At 72.2% G+C, this 26,110-nt stretch carries 25 protein-coding genes; 10 read left to right on the top strand and 15 right to left on the bottom strand.

Annotated elements, in window-relative coordinates:
* Positions 1-22 precede the first annotated feature (22 nt).
* On the top strand, positions 23-571 hold the full coding sequence (locus ACTOQ3_RS33865) for a hypothetical protein (RefSeq protein ID WP_440087540.1): 549 nt from the start codon (positions 23-25) through the stop codon (positions 569-571).
* Between the two features lie 71 nt (positions 572-642).
* Here ACTOQ3_RS33865 and ACTOQ3_RS33860 read toward each other — a convergent pair whose 3' ends face one another.
* Together ACTOQ3_RS33860 and ACTOQ3_RS33855 are read right to left on the bottom strand one after the other, a co-directional pair.
* Entirely contained in the window at positions 643-1,131 is a 489-nt protein-coding gene (locus ACTOQ3_RS33860; protein ID WP_440087539.1) for a hypothetical protein, read from the bottom strand.
* Positions 1,132-1,350: 219 nt separating this feature from the next.
* On the bottom strand, positions 1,351-1,755 hold the full coding sequence (locus tag ACTOQ3_RS33855; RefSeq protein WP_440087538.1) for a hypothetical protein: 405 nt from the start codon (positions 1,753-1,755) through the stop codon (positions 1,351-1,353).
* Positions 1,756-1,853: 98 nt separating this feature from the next.
* Between ACTOQ3_RS33855 and ACTOQ3_RS33850 the strand changes: the two genes are divergently transcribed.
* From ACTOQ3_RS33850 to ACTOQ3_RS33840, 3 genes are all read left to right on the top strand, one after another.
* A complete protein-coding gene (locus ACTOQ3_RS33850) occupies positions 1,854-2,825 on the top strand; it encodes a GlxA family transcriptional regulator (RefSeq protein ID WP_440087536.1) in 972 nt (323 codons plus the stop codon).
* Positions 2,826-3,050: 225 nt separating this feature from the next.
* Positions 3,051-4,658: a M4 family metallopeptidase gene (locus tag ACTOQ3_RS33845; protein ID WP_440087535.1), complete on the top strand. Its 1,608-nt coding sequence runs from the start codon at positions 3,051-3,053 to the stop codon at positions 4,656-4,658.
* A 219-nt stretch (positions 4,659-4,877) separates the two neighbouring features.
* Positions 4,878-6,329, top strand: coding sequence for an MFS transporter (locus ACTOQ3_RS33840; protein ID WP_440087533.1), 1,452 nt, complete (start codon positions 4,878-4,880; stop codon positions 6,327-6,329).
* A 165-nt stretch (positions 6,330-6,494) separates the two neighbouring features.
* Here ACTOQ3_RS33840 and ACTOQ3_RS33835 read toward each other — a convergent pair whose 3' ends face one another.
* A complete protein-coding gene (locus ACTOQ3_RS33835; RefSeq protein ID WP_440087532.1) occupies positions 6,495-6,854 on the bottom strand; it encodes a MerR family transcriptional regulator in 360 nt (119 codons plus the stop codon).
* Between the two features lie 52 nt (positions 6,855-6,906).
* On the opposite strand from ACTOQ3_RS33835, the gene ACTOQ3_RS33830 reads away from it, so the two are divergent.
* Positions 6,907-7,743, top strand: a complete 837-nt coding sequence (locus ACTOQ3_RS33830; RefSeq protein ID WP_440087531.1) for an NAD(P)-dependent oxidoreductase — start codon at positions 6,907-6,909, stop codon at positions 7,741-7,743.
* Positions 7,744-7,843: 100 nt separating this feature from the next.
* Here the strand turns inward: ACTOQ3_RS33830 and ACTOQ3_RS33825 are convergent, their stop codons facing one another.
* Both ACTOQ3_RS33825 and ACTOQ3_RS33820 read right to left on the bottom strand, forming a co-directional pair.
* A complete protein-coding gene (locus tag ACTOQ3_RS33825) occupies positions 7,844-8,128 on the bottom strand; it encodes a DUF1540 domain-containing protein (protein WP_440087530.1) in 285 nt (94 codons plus the stop codon).
* A 326-nt stretch (positions 8,129-8,454) separates the two neighbouring features.
* The gene (locus tag ACTOQ3_RS33820; RefSeq protein ID WP_440087529.1) at positions 8,455-10,179 is read right to left on the bottom strand and encodes a right-handed parallel beta-helix repeat-containing protein; all 1,725 of its coding nucleotides are present in this window, start codon (positions 10,177-10,179) and stop codon (positions 8,455-8,457) included.
* 82 nt (positions 10,180-10,261) lie between these two features.
* On the opposite strand from ACTOQ3_RS33820, the gene ACTOQ3_RS33815 reads away from it, so the two are divergent.
* The gene (locus ACTOQ3_RS33815) at positions 10,262-11,245 is read left to right on the top strand and encodes a TetR/AcrR family transcriptional regulator (protein ID WP_440087528.1); all 984 of its coding nucleotides are present in this window, start codon (positions 10,262-10,264) and stop codon (positions 11,243-11,245) included.
* A gap of 139 nt (positions 11,246-11,384) precedes the next feature.
* Here ACTOQ3_RS33815 and ACTOQ3_RS33810 read toward each other — a convergent pair whose 3' ends face one another.
* From ACTOQ3_RS33810 to ACTOQ3_RS33795, 4 genes are all read right to left on the bottom strand, one after another.
* Positions 11,385-11,978, bottom strand: a complete 594-nt coding sequence (locus ACTOQ3_RS33810; RefSeq protein ID WP_440087527.1) for a TetR/AcrR family transcriptional regulator — start codon at positions 11,976-11,978, stop codon at positions 11,385-11,387.
* Between the two features lie 7 nt (positions 11,979-11,985).
* Positions 11,986-12,540, bottom strand: coding sequence for a hypothetical protein (locus tag ACTOQ3_RS33805; protein ID WP_440087526.1), 555 nt, complete (start codon positions 12,538-12,540; stop codon positions 11,986-11,988).
* Between the two features lie 416 nt (positions 12,541-12,956).
* Complete coding sequence (locus tag ACTOQ3_RS33800; protein WP_440087524.1) at positions 12,957-14,177, bottom strand: saccharopine dehydrogenase family protein; 1,221 nt, start codon at positions 14,175-14,177, stop codon at positions 12,957-12,959.
* A gap of 255 nt (positions 14,178-14,432) precedes the next feature.
* The gene (locus ACTOQ3_RS33795; protein ID WP_440087523.1) at positions 14,433-17,234 is read right to left on the bottom strand and encodes an ATP-binding protein; all 2,802 of its coding nucleotides are present in this window, start codon (positions 17,232-17,234) and stop codon (positions 14,433-14,435) included.
* A 164-nt stretch (positions 17,235-17,398) separates the two neighbouring features.
* On the opposite strand from ACTOQ3_RS33795, the gene ACTOQ3_RS33790 reads away from it, so the two are divergent.
* From ACTOQ3_RS33790 to ACTOQ3_RS33775, 4 genes are all read left to right on the top strand, one after another.
* Positions 17,399-17,542 (top strand): hypothetical protein, encoded by a 144-nt coding sequence (locus tag ACTOQ3_RS33790; protein ID WP_440087521.1) that lies wholly within the window; start codon positions 17,399-17,401, stop codon positions 17,540-17,542.
* 239 nt (positions 17,543-17,781) lie between these two features.
* Positions 17,782-18,189, top strand: a complete 408-nt coding sequence (locus ACTOQ3_RS33785) for an iron chaperone (RefSeq protein ID WP_440087592.1) — start codon at positions 17,782-17,784, stop codon at positions 18,187-18,189.
* 270 nt (positions 18,190-18,459) lie between these two features.
* Positions 18,460-18,942, top strand: coding sequence for a cation:proton antiporter regulatory subunit (locus ACTOQ3_RS33780; RefSeq protein ID WP_440066327.1), 483 nt, complete (start codon positions 18,460-18,462; stop codon positions 18,940-18,942).
* 8 nt (positions 18,943-18,950) lie between these two features.
* Positions 18,951-20,108 carry a cation:proton antiporter gene (locus ACTOQ3_RS33775; protein ID WP_440087519.1) on the top strand — a complete coding sequence of 386 codons (1,158 nt, stop codon included), beginning with the start codon at positions 18,951-18,953 and terminating at the stop codon, positions 20,106-20,108.
* Positions 20,109-20,168: 60 nt separating this feature from the next.
* Here ACTOQ3_RS33775 and ACTOQ3_RS33770 read toward each other — a convergent pair whose 3' ends face one another.
* The 6 genes from ACTOQ3_RS33770 to ACTOQ3_RS33745 form a co-directional block, all read right to left on the bottom strand.
* Complete coding sequence (locus tag ACTOQ3_RS33770; protein ID WP_440087518.1) at positions 20,169-20,540, bottom strand: VOC family protein; 372 nt, start codon at positions 20,538-20,540, stop codon at positions 20,169-20,171.
* Positions 20,541-20,628: 88 nt separating this feature from the next.
* Positions 20,629-21,000 carry a VOC family protein gene (locus tag ACTOQ3_RS33765; protein ID WP_440087517.1) on the bottom strand — a complete coding sequence of 124 codons (372 nt, stop codon included), beginning with the start codon at positions 20,998-21,000 and terminating at the stop codon, positions 20,629-20,631.
* A gap of 278 nt (positions 21,001-21,278) precedes the next feature.
* The gene (locus ACTOQ3_RS33760; RefSeq protein WP_440087516.1) at positions 21,279-22,412 is read right to left on the bottom strand and encodes an LLM class flavin-dependent oxidoreductase; all 1,134 of its coding nucleotides are present in this window, start codon (positions 22,410-22,412) and stop codon (positions 21,279-21,281) included.
* Positions 22,409-23,548: an LLM class flavin-dependent oxidoreductase gene (locus ACTOQ3_RS33755; protein ID WP_440087514.1), complete on the bottom strand. Its 1,140-nt coding sequence runs from the start codon at positions 23,546-23,548 to the stop codon at positions 22,409-22,411. The genes ACTOQ3_RS33760 and ACTOQ3_RS33755 overlap by 4 nt, the downstream gene beginning before the upstream one ends.
* Positions 23,545-24,870 carry an NtaA/DmoA family FMN-dependent monooxygenase gene (locus ACTOQ3_RS33750; protein ID WP_440087513.1) on the bottom strand — a complete coding sequence of 442 codons (1,326 nt, stop codon included), beginning with the start codon at positions 24,868-24,870 and terminating at the stop codon, positions 23,545-23,547. Before ACTOQ3_RS33750 ends, ACTOQ3_RS33755 begins: the two co-directional genes overlap by 4 nt.
* Positions 24,867-26,078 (bottom strand): LLM class flavin-dependent oxidoreductase, encoded by a 1,212-nt coding sequence (locus ACTOQ3_RS33745; RefSeq protein WP_440087511.1) that lies wholly within the window; start codon positions 26,076-26,078, stop codon positions 24,867-24,869. The genes ACTOQ3_RS33750 and ACTOQ3_RS33745 overlap by 4 nt, the downstream gene beginning before the upstream one ends.
* Positions 26,079-26,110: the final 32 nt, after the last annotated feature.

Genomic DNA, 26,110 nt, shown 5'->3' with positions numbered 1-26,110 from the left:
GAATGGGTAGAGTCGCACGACGATGAGAAAGCACACGATCACCGCACTGTGGGAAGAGATACCCGACGACGCCGACGACCTCGCCGTGGTGCGCGGCGGGTTCCGGGTCTATCTGTGCATGTGCGGCAGGCAGCTGGCCGACCGGGCGGCGGCGGAGTCGCACGCGTCGGAGACCAACCAGTGCACCACCTGCCTGGGCACCACCGTCGAGGACATCGTGCCCGGCTTCTCCCAGCCGTGCACCGCCTGCGCCGGAACCGGCCGGCGCAGGGCTCAGCTGACCTGGCAGCTCGCCCACGTCGAGGCCGAGTCCGTGATCACCGTTGAGTTCGTCCGCGGGCTGATCGCCGGTTTCACCGAGCCGTTCCGGCTCTCCGAGGTGGCCGACCTGGTCCGCGAGACCCTCCACCTGCCGGTGGGCCGCCTGCCGGTCGGCCCGCGGGTCCGCGACATCCTGCGGGGCCTGGAGGCCCAGGGCGAGCTCGTGCTGATCTCCGCACCCGACGAACTGCTCCGCGGCACCTCGGTCATGCTCTACCGCGACCCCTACTGGGAACACGCCACCGGCTGAGCGTCCACCGGACAGGTCCCTCCGTCGTCTTGGCGCGCTTGCCGGAACTCGCGGCCTGACGGGCGCCGGTTTCAGAAGGAGAAGAGGCTGAGGATCGCCAGCAGGGCATGCTCCGCCCCGCTGCCGAAGCAGGCGGCGAGCGCGTAGCCGATGGCGGCCTCCTCCGGGCTCGGCGAGGCGACCCACTCGGCCCTGACCTCGCCGTCGGCGAGCGTGGTGAACTCCCCAAGGCCGTGCTCACCACGGAAAAGGCCACTGGACACCTCGGAGGTGGGAACCAGGGTGTAGGTGGTTCCCGCGTGTTCCACCTCGGCCCGGTAGGAGTGGCGCGTGACGCGCCCCGGCCCGGGGCGTAGCGGGACGGGGGCGCCGTCGAGGGTCATGGTCAGCCGGCCGGGGCCGCGGGTGCCGATGGGAACGTGCCGCTGCGCGACGGCTTCGGCGGATCGGCGCACGACGACCGTGGGAATCGCGTCACCCTCGACGCGCATGACGCCGGCGTCTCGATCCAGCGTGAGCGTCAGCTCTCCCACGACCGCGTCGGTGACGTGTGTTCCCATGCCCGCAAGTATGCAAGCCTTCCACGTGCCTTTCCATCGAAAGGACCGCTCGGAGACGCCCGCGCCGGGCTCGCCCCCTACCCGGGATTCCGTACGGGAAGGCTCTGCCCGGCCGGACACACATCCGGCCGGGCACACATGGAGCCGCCCATGATTCGAGAGGGCGCCCGGAGCCTGTTCCAGCCCCCGCGGGAAACACGACCCGGGCGGCCGCCGGCCTCAGGCCGCGCAGCCCGCGTACTCGTCGAGGCGCCGGAACATGACGGCCAGCATCAGCGGGAACATCGCCACGTGGGCGATCATCATGAGCGCCCCGCCGTCGATGAGGCCCAGCCAGAGCAGCGGGAAGAGCGGCACGACGGGGACGAACATGGCGGCGCACATCTCCAGGGTGGGAGCCCAGCCGTGGCCCCGATAGCGCATCCAGACGGCCATGCCGACGGACATGTCGAACGCCATCAGCAGGTAGGCGAGCTCGGGCTGCCGGTCGTGGGAGAAGCCGAGCCCGGCTGCGGACAGGAGCATGCCGAGAACGAACATCCCGGCGAACATCGCGATGACCATCTCGACGTAGTGCCAGGCGAAGCGGCCCCACCGGCGGTTGGTCGGTGCTGTCTGTGTCATGGTCCGACTGTGTCGCCGTACCGGTCACGCTCCAAGGAACGCGGTCGCACAGGTCCGGAAATCTGGGACTCCTGTCCGTTCTGGCATAGGGTCCCCCCATGTCCGAACGCCGCGTCGCCGTCATCGGGTACGACGCGGCGGAGCTGCTCGACATCGCCTGCGTGACCACGACCCTGGAGAACGCGAACCTGCAGGGTGCCGCTCCCGCCTACCGCGTGCGCCTGGCCACCCCCGGGGGAAATCCCATCGTCTGCAGCACCGGCCTGACGCTCCAGGCCCAGGAGGCGCTCGAACGGGTCATCGGGCCGCTCGACACGCTCGTCGTGTCGGGAGGCCTCGGGCACGAGGCGGCGGCCGGCAACCGGTCGATCCTCGGTCACGTCCGCCGCCTGGCGCGCGAGAGCCGCCGCGTCGCGTCGGTGTGCACGGGCGCCGCCGTGCTGGCCGCGGCGGGCCTGCTCGACGGGCGGCGCGCCACCACCCACTGGCAGTCGGCGAGGATCCTCGCCGCCCGTCACCCGGAGGTCTCCGTCGATCCCGCTCCGATCTTCGTCCGTGACGGGAACACCTACACGGCGGCCGGGGTCACCAGCGCCCTGGACCTCACTCTCGCCTTCGTCGAGGAGGACAACGGCGCCGAGCTGGCGCGGCGGGTGGCGCGCGCCCTGGTGACCTACCTTCAGCGACCCGGCAACCAGGCGCAGATGAGCATGTTCACCGCCGCACCCTCGCCGGAGAACAGCCTGGTCAGGCAGGTCGTTGAGTACGTCACGGGACACCTGGACGCCGACCTGAGCACGGGCGCGCTGGCACGCGGCGCGGGCGTGAGCGAGCGGCATCTGACCCGGCTGTTCCTGGAACACCTCGGGCTGGCGCCGGGGCGGTTCGTGCGGCAGGCCCGTACCGAGGCCGCCGCGCACCTCCTGACCTCGACCTCCTTGCCGATGACCGGCGTGGCGGCCCGCTGCGGGTTCGGGACGGCCGAGACCCTGCGCCAGGCGTTCGCCGACCGGTACGGGGTCACGCCCTCGCGATACCGGTCCACTGCGACGTCCGCCACACGGCCCTGACGCGTTCCCAGCACGGGCCGCCGTTCCCCACCTCGCGGCGGAGTGTGACGCTCCCGCGCAGGTGAGCGTGCCACTGCGGGGCGCATCTCAGCCCATATCACCGCGTTATGGAACTTTGCTAGGTATTCAGCGGCCCTTCTCGATGCCAACTTTATGGAGCCCGGACTCTCAGGGCTCCTTGCATCCCTCCTACCCCCCAGGGGACACCGAGAGGAGTCACCCCGCGTGAATCCGAAGGTCAAGCTTGGCGCCGTGGCCGTACTGGCCGTCGCCGCCATGACCACCCCCACGGCGGTGAACGCCGCCACCCCGGCGGACAGCGCCGCAGCCCGTACCGCGTCCGCCGAGCCGCCGGTGTTCGCACCGCCGGACGCGGAGGCGCGCAGCCGCGCGGTCACCACCGCCAACGCGACCCTCGCCGCCAGGTCGGAGGCCGTCCTCAAGGGACAGAACGAGAAGTTCACCCTGGCCAGGAACATCGCCGGCGCCCACGGCCTGCAGTACCTGACCTACGCGCGCACCTACCGCGGGCTGCCGGTTCACGGCGGCGACGTGGTGGTCGCCACCGACAGGGCCGGAGAGCTCGTCGGGTCCGTGAGCTCGGGCCAGCAGGCCAGGATCACGATCGACGTCACGAGCAAGGTGGACGCCGGGGCCGCGGCCTCCACCGCCCGCGCGCAACTGCCCGTCGTGGAGACCGTGGCCGCGCCCAGGCTGGTCGTGCACGCGACCACCACGACGCCCAGACTGGCCTGGGAGGTGATCGTCAGCGGCGCCACCGCCGAGGCCCCGAGCGTCCTGCACGTCTTCGTGGACGCCCTCGACGGATCGATCGTCGACTCCTACGACGACGTGCACGCCGGAACCGGCAACAGCTACTACAACGGCAACCCGGTGACCATCCAGACCTCGGGCTCGGGCAGCTCGTACTCGATGACCGACACCACCCGCCCCGGCCTGCGCTGCGGCGGGCAGAACGGTGCCACCTACACCGGGACCGACGACTCCTGGGGCAACGGCTCGGGCACCAGCCTGGAGACCGCCTGCGTCGACGCGTTGTACGCGGCGCAGAAGGAATGGGACATGCTCCGCAACTGGCTGGGCCGCAACGGGTTCAACGGCTCCGGCGGCGCCTACCCCGCCCGGGTCGGCCTGAGCGCCGTCAACGCCTACTGGAACGGCAGCTACACCAGCTTCGGGCGCAACAGCGCGAACACCAGGCAGGCCACCCCGATGGACGTGGTCGGCCACGAGTACGGTCACGCCATCTTCCAGACCTCCGGCAGCGGCGGCGGGGGCAGCGGCAACGAGTCCGGCGGCCTGAACGAGTCGACCGGTGACATCTTCGGCGCGCTGACCGAGCACTACGCCAACCAGCCCGCCACCCTCGACCCGCCGGACTACCTGGTGGGCGAGGAGGTCAACCTGACCGGCGCGGGCGAGATCCGCAACATGTACAACCCCTCGGCCAAGGGTCACCCGAACTGCTACAGCTCCTCCATCCCCTCCACCCCGGTGCACGCGGCGGCCGGACCGCAGAACCACTGGTTCTACCTGCTCTCCGAGGGCACCAACCCGGTGGGCAAGCCGTCCAGCTCCGTCTGCTCGGGCCCGACGAGCCTGGCGGGCATCGGCATCCAGAAGGCCGGCCGCATCTACATGGCCGGCCTGAACACCAAGACCGCCCCGTGGACGCACGCGAAGGCGCGGAGGGCCACCGTGGCCGCCGCCAAGTCGCTCTACCCGAGCGGCTGCGTCGAGGTCAACGCGGTCAAGGCCGCCTGGAGCGCGGTGAACGTCCCGGCCACCAGCGGCGAGGTGTCCTGCCCGTGAGGCGGGGCACTCCGCCGCGCCGGCGGTGACCCCCGGCCCTCGTGGGCGCGCCCGCGAGGGCCGGATCGCACTCCGGATCGCGAACGGTGATTGGGAAGTCCGGAAAGGGTAAGTATGCGCTGCTGAAAGGTGGAGAGCTCGACCGGAGACGGGGAACGAGGCGGTCATGACGATGCTCAGCCGATCACGGGCCGGGGCGCCGCTCCCCCACGCGGCCGGATGAGCACCGGACCGGGCGGGGTGACGCCTCCCCAGGATCGGGCGGGGGCGGACCCGCGCCGCTGGAAGGCGCTGAGCGTCTGCCTCGTCGCCGGTTTCATGACCCTGCTGGACGTCAGCATCGTCAACGTCGCGCTGCCCGCCATCCGCGCCGGGCTGGACGCCCCGCAGAGCGCCCTGCAGTGGGTGGTGTCGGGGTACGCGCTCACCTTCGGGCTGATACTGGTCCCCGCCGGGCGGTTCGGCGACATGTACGGCCGGCGCAACGCGTTCGTCTTCGGGGTCGTGCTGTTCACCCTGGCCAGCGCGGCGGCCGGAGTCGCCGGGGACCCCACCCTGCTGGTCGTCGCGAGACTCGTGCAGGGACTGGCGGGCGGAGTGATCAACCCGCAGGTCAGCGGGCTGATCCAGCAGCTCTTCCGGGGGGCCGAGCGCGGCAGGGCGTTCGGGATGCTGGGCACCGTGATCGGCATCTCGACCGCGATCGGCCCGCTGCTCGGCGGGCTGCTCATCAACCTCGGCGGCGGCACCGACGGGTGGCGCCTCGTCTTCTACGTCAACGTGCCGATCGGCGTCCTGGCCGTGGTCCTGGCGTACCGCTACATCCGGCCCGCCGCGAAGGAGTCGCGGCCACGGGAGTCCATGGACCCGGTGGGCGTGCTGCTGCTCGCCGCCGGCGTCGTGCTGGTGCTCCTGCCGCTCGTCGAGGGGCACGAGTGGGAGGCCTCGGCGAGGTGGCCGTCCCTGCTCGGCGGGCTCGCCGTGCTCGCCGTCTTCGCGGTCTGGGAGCGCCGGTACGGGCGGCGCAACCAGCCGGTGGTCGACCTGTCCCTGTTCCGCAGGCGCTCGTACGCGCTCGGCGCCCTGGTCGGGGCGCTCTACTTCGCGGGCTTCACCGCGATCTTCTTCGTCCTCACCCTGTACCTGCAGAACGGCCTGGGCTACTCGGCCCTGGAGGCTGGGCTGGCGACCACGCCGTTCGCGGCGGGTTCGGCCGTGACGTCCCTGTTCGGCGGCCGGATCGTCACCCGGCTGGGCCGCCCCCTGGTGGTGGCCGGGCTGGTGCTGGTCGCGGTCTCCCTCGCCGTCACGGCGCTCGCCGTGCAGCTGGTCCCCGGCACGCACGTGGCCTGGGCCGTGGCGGTGCCGCTGCTCCTCGCCGGCCTGGGCAGCGGCCTGGTGATCTCCCCGAACCAGACGCTGACCCTGTCCGAGGTGCCGGTCGCCGGGGCGGGCTCCGCGGGGGGCGTGCTCCAGACGGGGCAGCGCATCGGCACCGCCGTGGGCATCGCGGCGATCGGCTCGGTGTTCTTCGCCGAGGTCGCCTCCTCGCACGGCGACTACGCGACGGCGTTCCGGCACTCGCTGCTGGTCACCATCGCCTTCGTGCTGGTCGCGCTGGTCGTGGCCGTCACCGACGTGATCACCTCCCGCCGGGCCGCCCGGTCCTGAGCGGCTGTCCGGCCGCGCCGGCCGGTGGCTCCCCTCCTCGGTGGCGGCGGGCCGCGGGGTGCCCTTGCCGAAGGGATCGGTCAGGCCGGGCTCGTGCACGACCTCGTGCCCGGTGCCCGGTCGTGCCGTGCGCCGCGCGGAGCGTCGTCGGGATGCTCGGCGACCTCAGCCTGCTCGCCGTGGGCCGGCGATGATGGCGTCCAGGTTGGCGCGGGTCGCCGCCAGTTCGTCGATGGCCGCGCCGATCCGGTCCCGCTGCTTCACCAGCTCGTCGACCAGTTCGGGGCAACCGGGCACCAGCAGGCCGTCGTCGTCGACGATGCACGGCAACACTTCGAGGATCTGCGCCGTGCTGAGCCCGGCCGCGAGCAGAACCCTGATCCGCCGTACCGCCGCCACATCGGCGTCGCTGTAGACGCGGTAGCCACTCTGCCGCCGTTGCGGGCGCAGCAGGCCTTGTTCCTCGTAGTACCGCAGCGCTCGCTCGCTCGCACCTGTCCGCCGCGAGAGTTCCCCGATCCGCATCCCGGCTCCAGAGTTGACTCTGACATCAGCGTGAAGGTTTAGCTTAACCGGCATGACACCCGTGACCGTCCTGGGCCTCGGCCCCATGGGGCGTGCGCTGGCCGCCGCCTTCGCCGCCGCCGACCACCCCACCACCGTGTGGAACCGCACGCCCGGCAAGGGAGACGACCTCGACGCCACCGTCGCCGAGACCGCCGCCCAGGCGATCGTCGCCAGCCCGCTCGTCGTCGTGTGCGTCCTGGACTACCAGGCCGCGCGGTCGATCCTCGACGTCGACGCCCTGAAGGGCCGCACCCTGGTCAACCTCACCGGCGGCTCACCACGGCATGCCCGCGAGATGGCCGCGTGGGCCGCCGGGCACGGCATCGACTACCTCGACGGCCTGATCATGGGCTCGGCCGGGGCGATCGGCGGCCCGGAGGCGACCCTGCTGTTCAGCGGGCCGAGCGACGTCTACCGGGCGCATCGGCCCGCGCTCGCCGCACTGGGCGAGAACGCGACCCACATCGGCGAGGATCCAGGCCGGGCGGCAGGATTCGACGCGTCCATGCTGGACGCGTTCTGGACGTCGTTGAGCGGGGTCGTGCACGCGTTCCAGCTCGCCGCCGCGGAGAACATCGCCCCTGCCGACATCGCCGACTACGTGAAGGTGTCGACCGGCCTCCTCCCCGTTCTGATCGACGTGGTCGCCGAGCACCTCACCGCCGGCCACCATCCGGGTGACGAGTCCACGTTGGTCTCCGCGGCGGCGAGCATGGACCACGTCCTGCATGCCATCCGGGCCAACGACCTTGACAACGGTGTGCTCAGCTCCGCGCGAGCCGCCGTGCAACGGGCGATCGACGCCGGGCACGGGTCGGAGGCGTTCACCCGCCTGGCCGTGCTCTAGAACCGCGCTGAACAACCGGCTTGTTCGTCCCGGCCGGCCGGACAGTCGGCCGGGTCCACGGGGGCGTGGCGCCCGTCGCCCCGACCCGGGTCGCCCGGTGTCAGGCGGGCGCGTACGTGAGGCAGTCGATGTCGTTCTGCGCGTAGCCGACGACGATGCCGGAGGCCTGGCACTCGTACTGGACGTTGTGCTGGCAGTTGGCCATCTTGCAGGCGCCGACGTGGCCGGTGGCGGACGGGTCGCCGCCCTTCGCCGCGACCTTGAAGAAGGTCTCGCACTCCGCGTGGCTGCTGTTGCCGACCGTGATGGCCAGGGCGTGGCAGGAGTGCTCCGTGTTGTACGCGCACGCCTCGACCTGGCACTCGTTGACCGCGGGCATTTCCATGGCTGAACTCTCCTAGGGCTCGGGCCGGTCCCGGGCTCTGCGAGCCTCGCCGGGGCCTGTCGCCCATTGGTCTGTCGGTCTCGCCCGTGGCGGCGCGTCCCGGGTGGCGTCCGGAACGTCGGCCCGCCTCGCGCCGCGCCATGTCACGGTCGCCGATGCTCGCGGCCGGACGTGACGCGGCCCGTGCCCGCGTACGGGCGCCGGGACTACCCCGTCTCCTACCGCGCGCCGGTCGCCTTCACGCTCATACGGGTCCCAAGGCTTCTCCAAGAGAACCGGGGTGTTCGTCCCGTGCCGGCGGGTTTCAAGGGCGGAGGGCCCTGCGGTCAGCGGCCGAGCAGGTGGGCGTAGCCGGGCTCCAGGCCCGCCCGCGCGGCGATGCCCGCCGTACGGGCCGCGAAGTCCTCCTCGTCGGCCACCGTCGCGTTGTCCTCCAGGGTGACCCCCTCCGGCGGGTCGTCCCAGCCCACCGGGTCGGCGTCCCAGAGGTTGCCGCGGAGGACGACGTTCTCCAACGGCGGCCAGACCTGCAGGGTGGCGGTGTTGTCCGCGCGCTGGACGGCGTTGCCCTCGACGGTGACCCAGGCGGCGCCGTAGTCGGTGTAGAGCCCGAAGTTGTACGGCGTGAGCGTGTCGCGCACGACGTTGCCGAGGATCGTCGCGCCGTTGTCGTGGGAGTCGCCCTGCGGGCCCGACAGGTAGATGCCGCCGCCGTCGGCGAGCACCTTGAGGGTGTTGAAGGTGAGGTTGCGCAGGACCCGGGTGCTCTTACCGGGGCCGAGCACGATGCCGCAGTGCGGGACGTCGTTCACCTGGTTGTGCGCGACCGTGGAGCCCTCGCTCGCGGTCACCGCGATGCCGGGCGAGCCGGAGTACTCCAGGCCGATGTCGTGGATCCAGTTGTTCTCGACCGTGACGCCACGGCTCCCGCCGATCGAGATCCCGCCGCCGCAGACGTTCTCGAACACGTTGCCCCGCACCAGGACCTCGGCGCTGTCGCCGGAGATCCGCAGGGCCGTGGCGCCCAGCCGGGTGAAGCGGCAGCCTTCGATCGCGACACGCTCGGTGCCCTCGAACACGACGTTCGCGGGGATCGTCAGCGACTCCCCGGGCACCGTCACCCACGCCCCCTCGGCGAACGACACCTTCTCGATGGGGCCGCCGTCGTAGTAGCCGGTGCCGTGGTAGTGCAGGAAGCCCTCGGGGCGGCTCGGCCGCGTCCAGGTGGCGTCGGCGAAGGTGATGCCCAGGAAGGCGACGTCGCGGGCGCCGGTGACCGTGACCAGTTCCTCCAGCACGGGCGCGACGACCTCCGTCCGCCCGGGATCCTCGCCGGGACGCGGCCGGTAGCGCAGGACGTGACGGCCGGGGCGGGACCTGTCGAGGACGAAGGTGCCCGGCTCGGTCAGGAAGCCCGCGCCGTTCTCCACCCGGGTCGGCAGGCCGGGACCGTAGGACTCGCCGCCGCCCTCCCAGGGCACCACCGAGTTGTAGAGCTCGATCGCCCAGCCGAAGGCGGGCTGGGCCATCGTGATGGTGGTCGAGTGCCCGTCACCCTCGACGGCGGCGACGCCGAGGCGGGCCTCCGTCCACGGGTAGACGCCGCGCAGGACGAACTCGACGTCGCCGGGGTTGCCCCAGCTCTGTGGAGCGGTGCTGTCCGTGACGTAACCCGTGTCGGTTCTGGTGGCGTTCCCGGGAACGGCGTCGATCGAGGCCCGCTCGGCCCTGCGGCCGTCGACGTGGAGCTGGCGGGTGTCGAGGTCGCCGACCTCGGCCAGCCAGACGCCGTCCCGCTCCCGCCAGCCGGTGATCCTCCGGCCGCCGCTGACGACGGCCTCGCCCACGGCCCGGTAGGTCACGCCGGAGTCGGCCTCGGTGAGCCGGAGGGTTTCGGCGAGCCGGTGGGTGCCCGCCAGCAGGTTGACCGCAGCGCCCGCGGTGCCCGCGCCGCGGGCCAGGTCACGGGCGTGGGCGAGGGTGGCGACGGGGCGTTCCCTGGTGCCGGGCCAGGCGTCGTCGCCGGAGGGGGAGACGTAGAGCTCGTTCAAGGGCACTCCTCGTTTATTATGTAAACAGTGATATACAGCATAAACAGATATTGAGGTCGAGTGTCAAGTCGAAGGAGGACGGGTGGCCGAAGAGGAGGATCCGGACCGGACGGTCGAGCTGCTGTGGCGGGAGCCGCGGGACGCCGCGCCGAGACAGGGGCTGAGCGTCGACGCGATCGTGCGCGCCGCCGTCGAGATCGCCGACGCCGACGGGATCGAGGGGCTGTCCATGCGCCGGGTCGGCGAACGGCTCGGCTTCACCGGCATGTCGCTGTACCGGCACGTACCGGGCAAGGCGCAGCTCATCGACCTGATGTGCGACGCGGTGACGGGCGACGTCACGGCAGAAACCGCGACGAGCACTGTGGCGGGCACTGTGGCGGGCACTGTGGCGGACGACGCGGTGACGGACGCGGCGAGGAGCGAGGTCGGCGGCGGGGCGGCGGGGACCTGGGGGGACACGCCGCACGGGTGGCGCGAGGCGCTCGAGGGGTGGGCGCGTCGCGGCTGGGCCCTGTGCCGCCGCCATCCCTGGCTGGCCGGGGTGCGCGGCACCCGGCACGTTCCCGGCCCGAACTCCATCGCCCACTTCGAGTACGCGCTCAGCACCGTGGCGGGGACCGGCCTGAAGCCCGCCGAGATGGTCGCCGTGGTGGGCCTCGTCGGCCGGTTCGTGGACAGTGAGGCGGCCAGGGCCGCGGAGATCGACAAGGTCGAGCGGCACACCGGGGTCTCCGAGGAGGAGTGGTGGGGCGCCAGGGACTCCCTGTACGAGGAGCTCCACCTCTACCCCACGCTGACCCGCATCTGGGAGGCGGGCGGCTACGACGAGCCGGAGGACTCCTTCGAGTTCGGTCTGCGGCGCATACTGGACGGCATCGAGGCGCTGGTCCGCGAGCGTGATGCGAACCATGACGCGAACCGTGACGAAAGGCGTGACGAAAGTGCCTCATGCGTGATGTGCGGAACGAGCATGGACCGGGCGGAGGCGGGCCGTCCCCGCGCCTACTGCTCGCGGGCCTGCCGGCAACGCGCCTACCGCAGGCGCCATCGGTCCGCACCGTGACCGGGCGACCCCTCGGACCGGGCGGCCTTCTCCCGGCCGTGTCCCCGGCCCGGAAGTGAGCCGATCCGCGCGGGTCACCGGTCTCCGGCGATCCCGGCGCGGTTCACGAACCTCCAGATCGGCACATGCCCGGCGCGGTCTACGCCCCGGCGTCCTCACCTTCGGGGGCGGCGTTCCAGAGCCGGGCGAGGAACAGGGTGAGCGTGCCCGTGACGGAGTCGCCGGGCTCGCCCGGGTGGTCGAGCGCCCACGCGTCGAGCGCGTCGAAGACGCCGAGCGTCGCCACGGTGATCAGTTCGGCGTTCGGGAACGGATCGATCAAGCCGATGCGCAGGCCGTTCGCGACGAGCCTGTGGATCCAGGAACGGCCGTCGCGGGCGAGGTGGGGCCGCTGGGCGAGTACGGCCCGGTCGTCCGGGTGCTCACGCAGGTGTGCCACCAGCCGTGCCGTACCCGCCGCCACCTGCTCCCACAGCTCGTCCCCGGCCGCCACGTCGACCCAGGGGCCGAGGGCGGTGAGCGTCCGGGTGCCGGCGTCGGCGACCACGGCGCCGAAGAGGTCGTCCTTGCCGTCGAAGTAGTGATAGGCGGAGGTCTTGGATATGCCGGCCTCGGCGATGATCTGGTTGAAGGACGCGGCGTCCTTGCCGTCGCGCGCGAAGTGGGCGCGGGCGACGGTGAGGATGGAGGCTCGCGCGTCGGCCGGCAGCCGGTCGAAGCGTGGAAGCGGCATGGGTTCCCTAAAGGCTCTCTGTCAGCGGGGCGGCCGGCTGCCGGGTGGCAAGCCTGCGATTGACACGGCCCGTCATGATCCAGTGTGCGGCCCACAGCGGGAGGGCGATCGCTCCGCCGACGTACCCGGCCGTTCCGGGGAAGAGCGACAGGATCTGGAAAGCGCACCAGCCGTATCCGAGCGCCGTCCACCACCGGACGAATCCGCCCGGCACGCGCGCGTCATCGGTCGTCGAGGTGGTCATCGAGGCGGCCACCGAGGCGGAGACGGCCCGCACGATGAAGAAGTCCTCGGTGAAGTTGTAGGGAATCGCGAACATCCACCAGACCGACGCGGGGGAGGCGGTCCTGGCCTCGGGCCGTACGAGCGTCATCGTCCGCTGGAGGGCTCGGCAGTACAGCGCGACGAGGCCGAGGAAAACGGCCAGGGCGATCAGCCCGCCGGGCATTCCCAGCGCCCTGATCTCCCCCAGGATCCCCGGCCCCCACTCCGGCGCCCAGAGCGGGTAGCCGAGGAGGATCGCGGTGAGGACGGTGCCCACGGTCTTGACGACAACTCGCATGGCCGAAGTGTACTGCTAGTACACACCAGTGGTTCACATCTGATCGGGAACGGCCAGGCGGGTGACTGCGAGCCGTGGCGTCTGGGTCGTCGACCTCGCCTGGGAGGTACGGGGGAACTTCGGCTACGCACCGCGCAGCTGGACGACCCGGGGGTTGCGCGTTGCCGAATGGGCCCCGTCCCTCGTCGGTTGAGACGGCGGCCCCACCCGAACGGCCAACCGCCTCGTCGGCATCCCGCACGGATGCCTCAAGACCGGCACGTGCTACGACGAGGCAACCGCCTTGATCCAGATTGACACCCGAGCTCCTGGGATGTCTCTGGGGCCAATCGCATGTTGTGAGCAGGCACCGACCGGGGGTGACCCGCTCGACCGGTTTCCGGCGGAGCAGGTTCGGCGGAGCGGGTACCGGCCGGTCAGGCGGGCGCCTCCTTCCGCGAGTCGCTCAGCACCGTGAACGTGATGCCCGCCCGCCGGAGCCGGTCGATCAACGCGTCGCCCATCGCCACGGCGGTGGTGACCTGGCCCGAGACGTCAGGCAGGTCGTCGGTCGCCAGGCAGAGCGCCGACTCGCCGAGCATCTTGGCGGTCTCGTCGTAACCGGGGTCCCCGCCCGCGACCTCGGTGACGACGCGCGCCCCGCCCCCCTGGCCGAGGAAGGTCACCTTGAACCAGCTCCTGGCCCGCTGCTCGGCGCCGGGACCGTCACCGGGGGCGAAGCGTCGCAGCAGCAGGGAACGCGCCGGGGGGATCCGGGCCAGCAGGGCGAGCGTCCCCGCCCCCGCGGCGAGGCCCAGCGCGACGGGCAGTCGCCTGACCGCGTAGTGGTGGCGGTAGGTGAAGTCGGGGCCGTAGCGCTCCAGCGCGCGGGCCGAGCGGGCGACGACCTGCGGGTCGAGCGTGGGCAGCGGCAGGGCCCAGCCTCCGACGTAGCGGAGCGACCCGGGCCCGCCGCGCGCCTTCCTGCCCCCGGAAGCCGCCACGGCCGCGGCCTTGGTCCCGGGCGCGGGACCCGCCCAGGGGTGTCCTTCGAGTTCGCGCCGGAGACGCGCGGCCTCGGCCGCCTGCCGGAAGCGGGAGACCACCGTGACGGCGGAGTGCACCGTACCGCCCGACGCGCTGCCGGAGACCCTGACGAACCCGCTGACCTCCAGCGGCACTCCCCGGGGCAGGTGCTTGACGGTGAAGTAGGCGCCGAGGTCGTGCGGGATCGAGTCGAAGCCGCACGCGTGCACGAGCTTGGCCCCGGTCCGCCTGGCCCGCTCGTGGTGTCGGATGAACATGCGGTCGACGAACTCGGACTCGCCGGTGATGTCCGCGTAGTGGGTGCCCGCGTCGGCGCAGGCGGCCACGAGCGGCTCGCCGTAGGAGAGGAAGGGGCCCACCGTGGTCGCGACGACCCTGGCCTGCCTCGCGATCTCCGCCAGGGAGGCGGGGTCGGTCGCGTCGGCGTGGAGCAGCGGCAGCTCGGGCAGGCCGATCCGGTCCCTGACCGCTTCGAGCCTGGCCCGGTTGCGCCCGGCCAGGGCCCAGCGCACGGAGGGACCGGCGTGGCGCGCGAGATAGCCGGCGGTGAGCGCCCCGGTGAACCCGGTGGCGCCGAACAGCACGATGTCGTACGGGCGATCGTCAGGCATGGGCAGAGAATCCTCCCTGCCCATGCCTGACGCAAGGCGTACCGCCGGGTGTCGCGCGATCACCCGGGACGGGCGCGATGGCCGTGCTCATCCCGGAACGGGCGCGGGTTCCGCCATGACCACCTCCGTGCCCGCCCCGGAACGGGCGCGGATTCCGCCGTGCCCCCACCCTCACCTCGGTACGGGCGCGGCGGCGAGCCGGGGAAGCACGTTCTCGCCGAACCAGTACGACTCCTCCGGACGGGGGTGGCCGGGTCAGTCCGGGTGTCGGGGTGGGGCCATCGGGGCGAGGCCGAGATCGGCGAGCGCGGCGGCGCCGCGGGCGGCATGGTCGCCGTCGGCGAGCACCAGGGTCCGCGCCGACTGGTACCGGCAGCCGGCCGCGTCGAAGGCGTACGCCGTGGCGAGCAACCGCTCCCGGTCCTTGTCGAGCAGGGCTTCGGCTCGCTCCACGATGGCGGCGGCGACCGGGTTGCCGGCCACGACGGTCCGGGCTTCGACCAGGCGGTCGCGAGCGTCAGGGCTCCCGGCGAGCACGGCGGCCTCGGTGCGCAGTGCGACATACCAGTGGTGCCAGATCCAGGTGACCCACTTCCACACCTGCCTGGGCTCGGGGGCCGTCCGCTCCAGCGCCTTCGGTGCCTGCCCGTGGTGCAGCAGGACCATTGCGTCGAAGACCGCCCCGTAGCCGTAGGTGTGCTCCGGTGGGGTGCCGAGCCGATCCAGGATCTCCTGCCAGGCGCGCCGGGCGTCATGGTCGTCGCGGAGGCCGTGGATCATCGCCACGGCGGCCGCCGCCGGGCAGAGGAGCGACTGGGCGGGGCTGCCCGCCCGCCGCCACGCGTCGAGGAACCGGACGCTGCCGGTGAGCACCTCGTCGACGTTGCCCGCCAGCGCGTCGACCATCAGCAGCCGGCACGTGGCGCGGTGACCGACCTCCGCCAGCGATGGATGGTCGGCCAGTTGGCGTGCCCATCGGCGGGCGCCCGGCACGTCCCCCGCGCCGAGGCCGGCCTCGGTGACTATGCCGAGCGCGTCGATCAGCTCGTGGGTGCCGGCCGGCGAGATCGGCAGGGACGACAGGAGCGTGATCCGGCGCCGGGCCGTGGCCGCGGTGGCGAACGTGTCGCCGGCCCAGCTCTGAGCGCCGATGAGCGCGTCGAGCGCGGCCGACTCGGCGAGCGGGTCGCCGGTCCGGTGAGCGAGCTCGACCGCGCGCTCGGCGCGCGCGATCGTCGCCGGTACGGCGTTGCCGGCCGGGCCCTGGGCGGCACCGAACGCGTCGGTGAGCACCGCGGCCTCGGCAAGCGCCACCGCGGCCCGCGCGGCCGGGTCGTCGCCGGCCGGCTCCCGCGCCTCGGTGATCAGCTCGAGCGCCTCCTCCCGGGGCGGGAGCCGCACGAACGTGGTCGAGAACCGGTACGCGACGGTGGCGGCGGTCGCCAGGTCACGGGCGGCGGCGGCGGTGTCCCCGGCTCGGCGGGCAGCGTCCGCGGCGGCGCGGTGGAGGCGGTACATGTCATCACCACGCGTTCGGCAGCCGGCCACGGCCGCGGCGTGCCGGAGCATCGACGCGGTGGTGGCGGGGGCGTCGGCGAGCGCGGCCGCCTGCTCGTACCGCTGCTGGGATTCGCCGATCAGGTTGCGGTTGAAGGTCAGTTCCGCCAGACGCCGGGCGACGCGCTGCGCGTCCGCATGCCGCTCCGGCTGGTCGGCCGCCCAGGCCAGGGCGGCGCGGAAGTCGTCTGCGACCGCGTCGAACCGGGCCCGCCAGTCCGCTCCCACCACCGCCAGGCCGGCGGCCTCGGTCAGGCACCAGCGAAGGTGCCGGGCCCGGGTGCCGGCCAGCTCACCGGCCTCGATGAGCCGCTCGGTCGCGTACTGTCGGATGGTCTCCAGCGCTCGGTACTCCGTCCCGTCCGGGGACGCCGTCACCGTCAGCAGGCTCTGTTCGGCGAGCCGGGCAAGCCCGTCGGCGACCAGGCCTTCCTCGGACCCGGTGACGTCCGCCGCCGCAGCAGCGGTGAACGGCGCCACGAACACCGACACCTGGCGCAGCAGCGCCCGGTCGCCCGGCTCCAGCAGGGCATGACTCCAGTCCAGCGCCGCCCGCACCGAACGGTGCCGCTCATCGGCACGGGAGCCGCCGGTGAGCATCCGCAGCGGGTGGGACAGGGCTGCGGTGATGCCGTCCAGCCCGAGCGTGGGATACCGGGCGGCGGCCAGCTCGATCGCCAGCGCCATTCCGTCCAGCCGCTCACAGATCGCGGCGATCTGGTCGCGCAGCGGAGGATCCAGTGGCCGGCCGACCGCCGCCGCCCGCTCCATGAACAACGCGACCGCGTCCGACTCGCCGTCGACGGCCAGCGAAAGCGGCGGGACCGGGTACACCCGTTCGAACGGAACCATCAGCCGCGCCCGGCTGGTCGCCAGCACCGTCACGCGAGGGCACGTCGCCAGCAGCCGCTCGAAAAACAGCGCCACCCCGTCCACCACGTGCTCGCAGTTGTCCACCACCAGCAGCGCATGGCGGTCGGCCAGGGCGGCGACCACCGACTCGGTCATGCCACGGCCAGGCTGCTCACCAAGGCCGAGCGCCCCGGCGACCGCGGCCGCGACCATACCCGGATCGGTGACCGGCACCAGATCGACGAACCACACCCCGTCGGCGTACTCGCCGGACGCGTCCGCGGCCACCGTCAACACGAGCCGGGTCTTGCCCACTCCGCCGGGGCCGACCGCGGTCACCTGCCGGCAGGCCCTGATCATCTCGGCCAGTTCGGCTCGCTCGCGCACCCGGCCGATGAACGAGGTCAGCGAGGCCGGCAGGACCGGTGGCGCCGCGTGAGGCTCGTCGGCGCGGGCCAGTTCGGCCGCTCGCCCGGCGAGCGCCCGCCGATCCGGTACCTCCAGCTTGCGCAGCAACGAGGAGACGTGGCTCTCGACGGTGCGCACCGAGATGAACAACCGCGCGCCGATCTCGGCATTGCTGAGATGGGCCCCGACCAGCTCCAGCACCTCGGCTTCCCGAGGGGAGACATCCACTGCCGCGATCACTGTCCCAGTCTGCCGCAAACCCCTCAGTACCCCATCCGCGGTGGCCACCGTGCTCGATCCGTGGACGCTTCCGTGGTCACCACGGAGGTGGATCGGCAGGCCGGGCGAAATGCTGTGAACACCTGCACACCGGGTCGATGCGACCCATGACTTCAGGAGTGACCATGAGCGGCTCCTCCACCCGGGGAATCAAGACCGTGCTGCACCCCGTGTCCGACCAAGCGGCGGCCAAGGCGGTGTACGCGGCCCTGCTCGGTGTCCCGCCGCAGACCGACTCGTCCTACTACGTCGGTTTCGAGGCCGACTGAGGCGCGGCGGGGTGACCTCGGCGATCTCATCGCGCAGGTACGGGCCGGTGATGCCGAGCTCATCCAAGGAAACCGGCGAGCGGACGGAATGCCCGGCCGCGGGCCGACACCGGCCGGGTAGAGGACCATCAGGTCCCTTCGCAAGACTCCGAATATCAAGACCCTCAAGGGGGAGATCTGCCGTGAGCAGCGCAGAAAGCAGCACGTACGAGGGATTCACGGCCGAGGAGCGGGCCGCGATGAGAGACCACGCCCAGGAGCTGAAGACGGCCGCGCGCCGCGGCTCGCGGGCCGGCAAGTCGGCGGAGAAGGCGGCGGAGGCGGAGCGGGACGTGCTCGCCAAGATCGCCGAGATGCGGGACTCGGACCGGGTGATGGCCGAGCGCGTCCATGCCGTCATCACGGCCACCGCCCCGGTCCTGGCGCCGAAGCTCTGGTACGGGATGCCCGCCTACGCACTGAACGGCAAGATCGTCTGCTTCTTCCAGAGCGCGGAGAAATTCAAGGCGCGCTACGCGACGCTCGGATTCAGCGACCAGGCGAAGCTGGACGAGGGCACGATGTGGGCGGCCGGTTTCGCCCTGACCGAGGTGACGGCCGAGGTGGAGGCGCGGATCGGCGCGCTGGTGAAGCAGGCGGTGGGCTAGGGCGCGCGTCCCCGCGAAGCCCACCCGGCCGAGCCCGGCGGCGGTGGTGAGGATCTTCAGGGGTGAGGCGAGGAGCCGTTCCGGGAGGAGCCCGGTGGCGCCGGCGATCTGCCCGTTCACGGCCGGAGGCTGGGTTCCCTCCCATCGCCCGACGAACAACCAATAAAGCCAATCTGAAATACAGGTTATCGCGAGTTACGCGCCCAAGATTCCCGGTTGGTAGGTTTTCCGCAAAGGACGAGTGAACGCGCACGCGGAGGAGCTGGCACGGTGGAGGTCGAGCAGACGGCACTGCCCGGTATAGGACTGCGGCACGAGTTCACGACGCGGTCGGGCAGGCGCATCGGGATCGTCTCTCACCGCACCGGCCGCCGCGACCTGGTGATATACGACCCCGACGATCCCGACCGCGCGTGCGAGACCATCAAGATGAACGACGAGGAGGCCGACGCGCTCGCCGAGCTGCTCGGCGCCCCGCGCATCGTGCAGCGCCTCAACGACCTGCACCGCGAGGTCGAGGGCCTGGTCAGCCTGCAGCTGCCGATCCTGCCCGGCTCCCCGTACGCCGGCCGGCCGATGGGTGACGCGCGCGTCCGCACCCGCACCGGTGCCTCCATCGTGGCCGTGGTGCGCGAGGGCCAGGTGTTCGCCAGCCCCGCCCCCGACTTCGGTCTGGCCGAGAGCGACGTGGTGGTCGTGGTGGGCAGCCCCGAGAGCACGTCCGCCGTCTCCGACATCCTTTCCGGCGGGTAGGGCACCGGGTGCACACTGCGATTCTTTTCCTTGAGCTCGGCGCTGTCCTTCTCGGGCTCGGCATACTGGGAGCGCTCGCCCTGAAGGTGGGCATCTCGCCCATCCCCCTCTACCTCATCGCCGGCCTGGCCTTCGGCACCGGCGGCATCCTGCCCCTCGCCACCAGCGAGGAGTTCATCTCGGTCGGCGCCGAGCTCGGCGTCATCCTGCTGTTGCTCACCCTCGGCCTGGAGTACAACGCCGACGAGCTCGTGACGAGCCTCAAGAGCAACGCGCGCGCGGGCATCGTCGACCTGGTGCTCAACGCCGCGCCCGGCGCGATCGCCGCGCTGCTGCTGGGCTGGGGTCCGGTGGCCGCCATCGCCATGGCCGGCGTCACGTACGCGACCTCCTCGGGCATCACCGCGAAGGTCCTGTCCGACCTGGGGTGGATCGGTAACCGTGAGACGCCGGTGGTGCTGTCGCTGCTGGTCTTCGAGGACCTCACGATGGCGATCTACCTGCCGGTCCTCACCGCGGTGCTGGCCGGGCTGAGCTTCGCCGGCGGCGCGATCACCGTGGCGATCGCGCTGGCCGCGGTCAGCGTCGTGCTGCTGGTCGCGCTCCGCTACGGCAAGGCCATCGAGGCGTTCGTCTCCAGTCCCAACTCCGAGGTGCTGCTGCTGAAGGTCATCGGGCTCGCGCTGCTGGTCGCCGGGGTGGCCCAGCAGCTGCAGGTCTCGGCCGCGGTCGGCGCCTTCCTGGTGGGCATCGCGCTCTCGGGCGAGCTGGCCGAGGACGCCCAGGCGCTGCTCACCCCGATCCGCGACCTGTTCGCCGCGGTGTTCTTCGTCTTCTTCGGCCTGCAGACCGACCCGACCAAGATCCTGCCGGTCGCCGGGCTGGCCGCGCTGCTCGCCCTGATCAGCATGATCACGAAGCTGCTCACCGGCGCCTACGCCGCCCGCCGGGCGGGCATCGCCAAGGCCGGGCAGGCGCGGGCCGGTATCGCGCTCATCCCCCGGGGCGAGTTCAACATCGTGATCGCCGGACTCGCGGTGGCCGCCGGGGTCCATCCCGACCTGGGCCCGCTGGCCGCCGCGTACGTCCTCATCCTCGCCGCGTTCGGCCCGCTGGCCGCGCGGCTCGTCCAGCCCTTCATCACCGCCGTCGCCAAGCGCGCCTGAGGTCCCGCCCGACCCGCCGGGACGGCGGGTCGGGCGGGACCCCCACGGCCGCTCGGCGGGTCATCCGTCCTGGAGTACGGACAGGATGTTGCCCGCGGGATCCTTGAACCACGCGATGGCGGGCCCCTCCTCCCGCATGACGCCCCTGTCGTCCTGCGGGAAGCCGTCGTACCGCTCGAAGACCACCCCGCGCCCGACCAGCCCGTCGACGGCGGCGTCGATGTCGTCCACCGGGAAGTTGAGGATGGTGTACGAGGCCGGGACGTGGCCGTGCTTGGGGTAGACCAGCACCTTCCCGCCCCCGGCGAGGTGCAGGATCAGCATGCCGTTCTCCTCCGACACCTCCAGTCCCAGGGTCTCGGTGTAGAACTTCCTCGCCGTCTCGACGTCGTCCACCGCGAACCCGCTGAACGCCTTGGTCTGCCGGAACATGTGCTTCTCCTTCTCCCGTCGTTCCCCGGACAGGTCCTCTTCCCCGTCGTTCCCCTGACGGGTCGTCTTCTCGCCGTTCCCCGGCGGGTCATCGCCGCGCGGCGGCGAGATACTCCTGGCTGAGCTCGATGATCTGGATGTAGTTGCCGTCCGGGTCGACCAGGGTGCCGAACAGCCCGGCGTCCCGCCGCTCGACCTCGACCAGCCAGGTCACTCCCAGGCCGTCGAGATGCGCGGCCGTGGCGCGGGCGTCCTCCACGTGGAAATTGAAGATCACCCGTCCTGGTTCGGCGGTCGCGGGGGCGACGTCGGCGCGGCCTTCGAAGAGCACCCGGACACCGCCGAAGTCGATGAAGCCGTCTCCGAAGTGCTCGGGTTCCAGCGCGGCGAGGTACCAGGCGTGCAGCCTGGCCGGGTCGGCGCTGCCGAACAGGATGCTGCCGAGGGCAGAGGTTTTCACAGTACTGTCCCTTCCCGCACCCCGCGGGGCACGGTTCTCCCGGTTCGCCTCCCGTGCCGGATCGCCGTCCGCCGGCGGTCGTCTCCCGCCGGCGGATCGTCGTCCCGTGACGGATTCTCTCCGGCTGACGGATCGCGGACGCCCCGTCGCGGGGCGCCTCACCGGGGACGTCGGAGCCCGCGACGCGTTCTCGACATCCCCCGGCCGGATTCCCGGAAAAAATCTCCGGCACCCGGCGGTGACCGCCGGGTGCCGGAGAGGGCGTGGGTGATGCGGGCTCAACCTGTGACGGCGCCTCCTTCCCATTCCGCGGCGAGCAGCTCGTAGGAGCGGACCCGGTCGGCGTGGTCGTGGGTGATGGTGGTGACGAGCAGCTCGCCGGCGCCGGTGACGTCGCGCAGCACGCGCAGCCTCTCCGCGACGGTCCGCGGGGAGCCGACGAACTGGGTGGCCAGCCGGTCGGCGACCAGCGCGCGGTCCTCCTCCGTCCACTCGTGGGCCGCGGCCTCGGCCGGTGTCGGGAACGGCATCGCGCCGGCACCGGTGCGGATGCTGCGGACCCAGAGCCCGTACGGGGAGGCGAGCTCCCTGGCCGTCTCGTCGTCCTCCGCCACGACGACGTCGGCCGAGACGACCAGGTAGGGCTCGGCGAGGACCTTCGAGGGCTTGAACGCCGCCCGGTACGCCTCCGCGGCGTCCAGCACCCCGGACGGGCTGACGTGGTAGTTCGCCGCGAACGGCAGTCCCCGCTCCCCCGCCACCTGCGCGCTCTGCCCGCCGCTGCTGCCCAGGATCCACAGCCGCAGATCCGCGCCCTCGCCCGGCACGGCGTGCGCGGCCACCCCCTCGGGGGAACGGTAGGTCCCGGCCAGCAGCGCCGCGATCTCGTCGACCTGGTCGGCGAAGTCGGGGCTCTCCGCGCCCGGCTGCTGCAGCAGCGCGCCGTACAGGGAGAACAGCGGCGACTTCGCGAGCGCGGCGAAGGAGAAGGCCTCCGGGATGAGCAGCCCGTCGACGATCCTGGCGGGTTTCGGCGGGGGCGGGGTCCTCCTGGCCGGTTCCGCGAACTCTGCCTTGCGCCGGCCGGAGCGGCCCAGGCCGAGATCGACGCGGCCCGGGTAGAGCGCGTCGACGAGGCCGAACTGCTCGACCACGGACAGCGCGGTCTGGTGGCCGACCTGGACGGCTCCCGAGCCGACCCTGATCGTGCTGGTCGCGGCGGCCAGCAGGGCGACGAGCACGGCGGGGGCGGCGCTGGCGACGCCGGGCGCGAGGTGGTGCTCGGCCACCCAGTAGCGGCGGTAGCCGAGCTCCTCGGCCCGCCGGGCCAGGTCCAGGGTGTTGCGCAGCGCTTCGCCCGGGGTGCCGCCGGAGGCAATGGGGGCGAGGTCGAGGATCGACAGGGAGGTCACGGCCGCTTCCCGTCCCGCGCGTCTCCGTGCCGTGAGCCCCCGTGCCGGGCGCTGTCCGGTCCCGGGCTCGGGGTCCCGTGCCCGGAGTCCCCGTGGCGGGGGAACGGCCTGCTGGGGATCTCCGCGCGCAGCACGGGGGCGATGTCGCTCTGGAAGAGTTCCAGGGTCGTCCGGTGCTGCTTGTCGGTGAGGCCGTCCGCGTCGGCGTGCAGGTGCATGACCTCGTGTCCGAGCCGCTCGTGGTAGCGGTGGACCTTGTCGATGATCTGCTGCGGGCTGCCGACCAGGATCGAGCTGCGCTCGATCGCGTCCTCCAGGGTGTGGAAGACCGGGGTCACGCCGACCTTCCTGAACAGCTCCAGCCTGGCGTTGAAGATCGGCCGGTAGGTCTCGATCGCGTCCTGGGAGTTCCTGGCCGCGTAGTAGCCCGCGGTGCCCGCGCCCACCAGGGCGTCGGCGGGGTCGTGGCCGTGGAACTCCCGGCGTTCCCGGTAGTGGCGGACCAGCTCTGCGTACGGCTCGACCGGGTTGCTGACGTTGGCGGAGAAGAGCGGGTCGCCGTACAGGGCGGCGAGCTCCACCGACTCCTTGCTGGTGGCGCTGCCGTGCCAGACGCGGATGGGCCGCTGCAGCGGGCGCGGCCAGGTCTCCGCGTCGGTCAGGGACGGCCGGAACCTTCCCGACCAGGTCACCTTGTCCTCCCGCCACAGGCGGCGGAACAGCTCGTAGCCCTCCCGGTTGCGCTCCCACTGGTCCTCGCCGGTCACGTGGAACAGCTGGGCCTGCGCGGCGCCGTTGCCCTTGCCGATGATGAGTTCCAGGCGGCCGCCGGAGAGGTGGTCGAGGGTGGCGTAGTCCTCGTAGGCCCGTACGGGGTCCAGCAGGCTCAGCGTGGTGACCGCGGTGAACAGCCTGATCGTCGACGTCCTGGCCGCGATGTGGCTGAGCACGACCGGCGGGGACGAGGAGATGAACGGGCGCTCGTGCCGCTCCCCCACGCCGAAGCCGTCGAAGCCGAGTTCCTCGGCCAGCACGGCGTTCTCGACGACCTCGCGCAGGCGCGCGTTGGTCGACTTGAGCTCGCCGGTGATGGGGTCGGGACCATGGACGATCAGGGTGATGGCCAGAAATCTCATCGTTCGTTCTCCAGCCCCAGGTGGCCCCGCAGCGTGGTGGTCTCGTACTCGGCGCGCAAGACCCCGCGCTCCTGCAGCAGCGGTACGACCGTGTCGACGAAGGCGTCCAGGCCGCCGGGGGTGAGGTGCGGCACCAGGATGAAGCCGTCGGAGGCGTCGCCCTGCACGAACTCGTTGATCTCCTCGGCGACGCGCGAGGGCGAGCCGATGAAGGACTGCCTGCCGGTCACCTCGATGATCAGGTCGCGGATGCCGAGCTTCTTGGCCTCGGCCAGGGCCCGCCACTCCGCCGCCGTCTTGAGCGGGTCGCGGAACATCCGGGTCCGGCCCTTGATGATCGAGTCGTCCGAGACGTCCGGGTCGATCTCGGGCAGCGGCCCCTCGGGGTCGTAGGCCGACAGGTCGCGGTTCCACAGCTGTTCCAGCAGCAGGATCGCGGTCTGCGGGCTCACCTGCTGGCGGCGGATGTGGTCGGCGTTCTCCTGGGCCTCGGCGTCGGTGTCGCCGAGCGCGAACGTGACACCGGGAAGGATCTTCAGGGAGTCGGGCGACCGGCCGTGCGCGGCCAGCCTCGACTTGATGTCGCGGTAGAAGGCCTGCCCCTCCTGGAGCCTGCTGTGCCGGGAGAAGACGGCGTCGGCGGTGGCCGCCGCGAAGGCCCGGCCGCCCTCGGAGTCTCCGGCCTGGATGGTGAGCGGGCGGCCCTGCGGACTGCGCGGCACGGTGAAGTGGCCGCCGATGTCGAAGTGGGTGCCCCGGTGGGCGAACTCCCCCGCGCCCGCCCTGGCGAACGTGCCCGCCGCCGGATCCGCGACGAGGTCGCCGTCGGCCCACGAGTCCCAGAGCTCGTTGACGGTCCGCACGAACTCCTCGGCCCGCTCGTAGCGCCGCGAGTACTCCAGGAAACCGCCCCGCCGGAAGTTCTCCCCGGTGAACGCGTCGGAGGAGGTGACGACGTTCCATCCGGCCCGGCCGCCGGACAGGTGGTCGAGGGTGGCGAGCTTGCGGGCGAGCTCGTACGGCTCGTTGAAGGTGGCGTTGATCGTCCCGGCCAGGCCCAGGTGGTCGGTGACCGCGGCGAGGCCGGAGAGCACGGTGAGCGAGTCGGGGCGGCCGACCACGTCGAGGTCGTGGATCCTCCCGCGCTGCTCGCGCAGCCGCTGCCCGTCCGCGAGGAAGAAGAAGTCGAACCTCCCCCGCTCGGCGGTCCGCGCCAGGTGGGTGAACGAGGCGAAGTCGATCTGGCTGCCCGAGGCGGGATCGCTCCAGACCGTGTGGTTGTTCACGCCCGGGAAGTGGGCGGCGAGGATGACCTGCTTCATCGTCGGCTCCCCGCGTAACGGCCGGCGGGTCGGGGCAGGCGGAGGTGGCCGCGCAGCGTGCCGGCCTCGTACGCGCGGCGGAAGGCGCCGCGTCCCTGCAGCTCCGGCACCAGGCCGCGGGTGATCGCGTTCAGGTCGGCCGGCAGCACGGCGGGCCTGAGCCTGAAGCCCTCCAGACCGGCCGCGCGCCACTCCAGGAGCAGGTCGGCGAGCTCGCCGGGCGTGCCCGTGAAGATCGCGGCGTCGGAGGTGTACGCGGCACCGTCGAGCTCGTCGAGCCGGGCCCTGCGCTCGCGGGCGTCGTCCCCGTCCTCCCCCAGGAACACGACGAGGTCCGCGAAGATCTTCAGCGCGCCGGCGCCGGGATCGCGCACCTCTTCCTCGATCTCGCGCACCTCCGCCACGACGGCCCGCGCCCGCTCGGTGTCGTGCGGCGTGACGTGGACGACGTCGGCACCGCGCGCGGCGAACTCGTACGGCAGCCGGGAGTGCGCCAGCGCGGTGACCGGCGGCTGGCCCTGGGGCGGCCGCGGCACGATGGAGGGCCCCTTGACGGTGAAGTGCTCGCCCTCGAAGTCGACGTAGTGGAGCTTGTCGCGGTCGACGAACCGGCCGGTGGCCACGTCGCGGATGACCGCGTCGTCCTCCCAGCTGTCCCACAGGCGCCGCACCGCCTCCACGGCGTCGGCGGCGTCGCCGAACAGCTCCCGCACGTGGGGGGCCCTGTCCATGCCGCTGCCGAGGTCCTCCGGCCTCAGCGCGGGAACCTCCCTGCGGCCGAAGTGGGCGGCCTCGGTGTGGCGCCCGGAGATCTGGGCGCGCCATCCGGCCCGCCCGGAACCGACGTAGTCGAGGGTGGCGATGGAGCTCGCGACGTGGAAGGGCTCGGTGTGCGTGGTGGTGACCGTGGGCACCAGCCCGATCCTGCTCGTCAGCGGGGCGATCCTGGAGGCCACGAGGGCGGCGTCGAGACGCCCGCGCACCTGGTCGGTGCGGCCGTCGTGGCCGTCCAGGCGCGTGCTCTGCAGGGCGAGGGAGTCCTCGATGGTGACGAAGTCGAGGAGGCCGTGCTCGGCCTCGGCCGCCAGGGCGGCCCAGTAGGCGGCGGTGAACAGGGCTTTCGGGGAGGCGGCGGGGTCACGCCAGGCCGCGGGATGCCATCCGGCGCCGTCGAGAGCGACGGCGAGATGCAAGGGAACTGCCGACATGTGACGACGATAACACCAAAACCCTTAATCTC

Source organism: Streptosporangium sp. LJ11, from assembly GCF_051918945.1.
Taxonomy (GTDB): domain Bacteria; phylum Actinomycetota; class Actinomycetes; order Streptosporangiales; family Streptosporangiaceae; genus Streptosporangium.
This window is presented reverse-complemented; position numbering and strand designations above follow the sequence as displayed.

Excerpts from the sequence above, each read along its gene's own strand:
- ACTOQ3_RS33865 (WP_440087540.1), top strand. The coding sequence starts at position 23 with ATGAGAAAGCACACGATCACCGCACTGTGGGAAGAGATACCCGACGAC.
- ACTOQ3_RS33860 (WP_440087539.1), bottom strand. The coding sequence starts at position 1,131 with ATGGGAACACACGTCACCGACGCGGTCGTGGGAGAGCTGACGCTCACG.
- ACTOQ3_RS33855 (WP_440087538.1), bottom strand. The coding sequence starts at position 1,755 with ATGACACAGACAGCACCGACCAACCGCCGGTGGGGCCGCTTCGCCTGG.
- ACTOQ3_RS33850 (WP_440087536.1), top strand. The coding sequence starts at position 1,854 with ATGTCCGAACGCCGCGTCGCCGTCATCGGGTACGACGCGGCGGAGCTG.
- ACTOQ3_RS33840 (WP_440087533.1), top strand. The coding sequence starts at position 4,878 with ATGAGCACCGGACCGGGCGGGGTGACGCCTCCCCAGGATCGGGCGGGG.
- ACTOQ3_RS33835 (WP_440087532.1), bottom strand. The coding sequence starts at position 6,854 with ATGCGGATCGGGGAACTCTCGCGGCGGACAGGTGCGAGCGAGCGAGCG.
- ACTOQ3_RS33830 (WP_440087531.1), top strand. The coding sequence starts at position 6,907 with ATGACACCCGTGACCGTCCTGGGCCTCGGCCCCATGGGGCGTGCGCTG.
- ACTOQ3_RS33825 (WP_440087530.1), bottom strand. The coding sequence starts at position 8,128 with ATGGAAATGCCCGCGGTCAACGAGTGCCAGGTCGAGGCGTGCGCGTAC.
- ACTOQ3_RS33810 (WP_440087527.1), bottom strand. The coding sequence starts at position 11,978 with ATGCCGCTTCCACGCTTCGACCGGCTGCCGGCCGACGCGCGAGCCTCC.
- ACTOQ3_RS33805 (WP_440087526.1), bottom strand. The coding sequence starts at position 12,540 with ATGCGAGTTGTCGTCAAGACCGTGGGCACCGTCCTCACCGCGATCCTC.
- ACTOQ3_RS33800 (WP_440087524.1), bottom strand. The coding sequence starts at position 14,177 with ATGCCTGACGATCGCCCGTACGACATCGTGCTGTTCGGCGCCACCGGG.
- ACTOQ3_RS33790 (WP_440087521.1), top strand. The coding sequence starts at position 17,399 with ATGAGCGGCTCCTCCACCCGGGGAATCAAGACCGTGCTGCACCCCGTG.
- ACTOQ3_RS33785 (WP_440087592.1), top strand. The coding sequence starts at position 17,782 with ATGAGAGACCACGCCCAGGAGCTGAAGACGGCCGCGCGCCGCGGCTCG.
- ACTOQ3_RS33770 (WP_440087518.1), bottom strand. The coding sequence starts at position 20,540 with ATGTTCCGGCAGACCAAGGCGTTCAGCGGGTTCGCGGTGGACGACGTC.
- ACTOQ3_RS33755 (WP_440087514.1), bottom strand. The coding sequence starts at position 23,548 with ATGAGATTTCTGGCCATCACCCTGATCGTCCATGGTCCCGACCCCATC.
- ACTOQ3_RS33750 (WP_440087513.1), bottom strand. The coding sequence starts at position 24,870 with ATGAAGCAGGTCATCCTCGCCGCCCACTTCCCGGGCGTGAACAACCAC.
- ACTOQ3_RS33745 (WP_440087511.1), bottom strand. The coding sequence starts at position 26,078 with ATGTCGGCAGTTCCCTTGCATCTCGCCGTCGCTCTCGACGGCGCCGGA.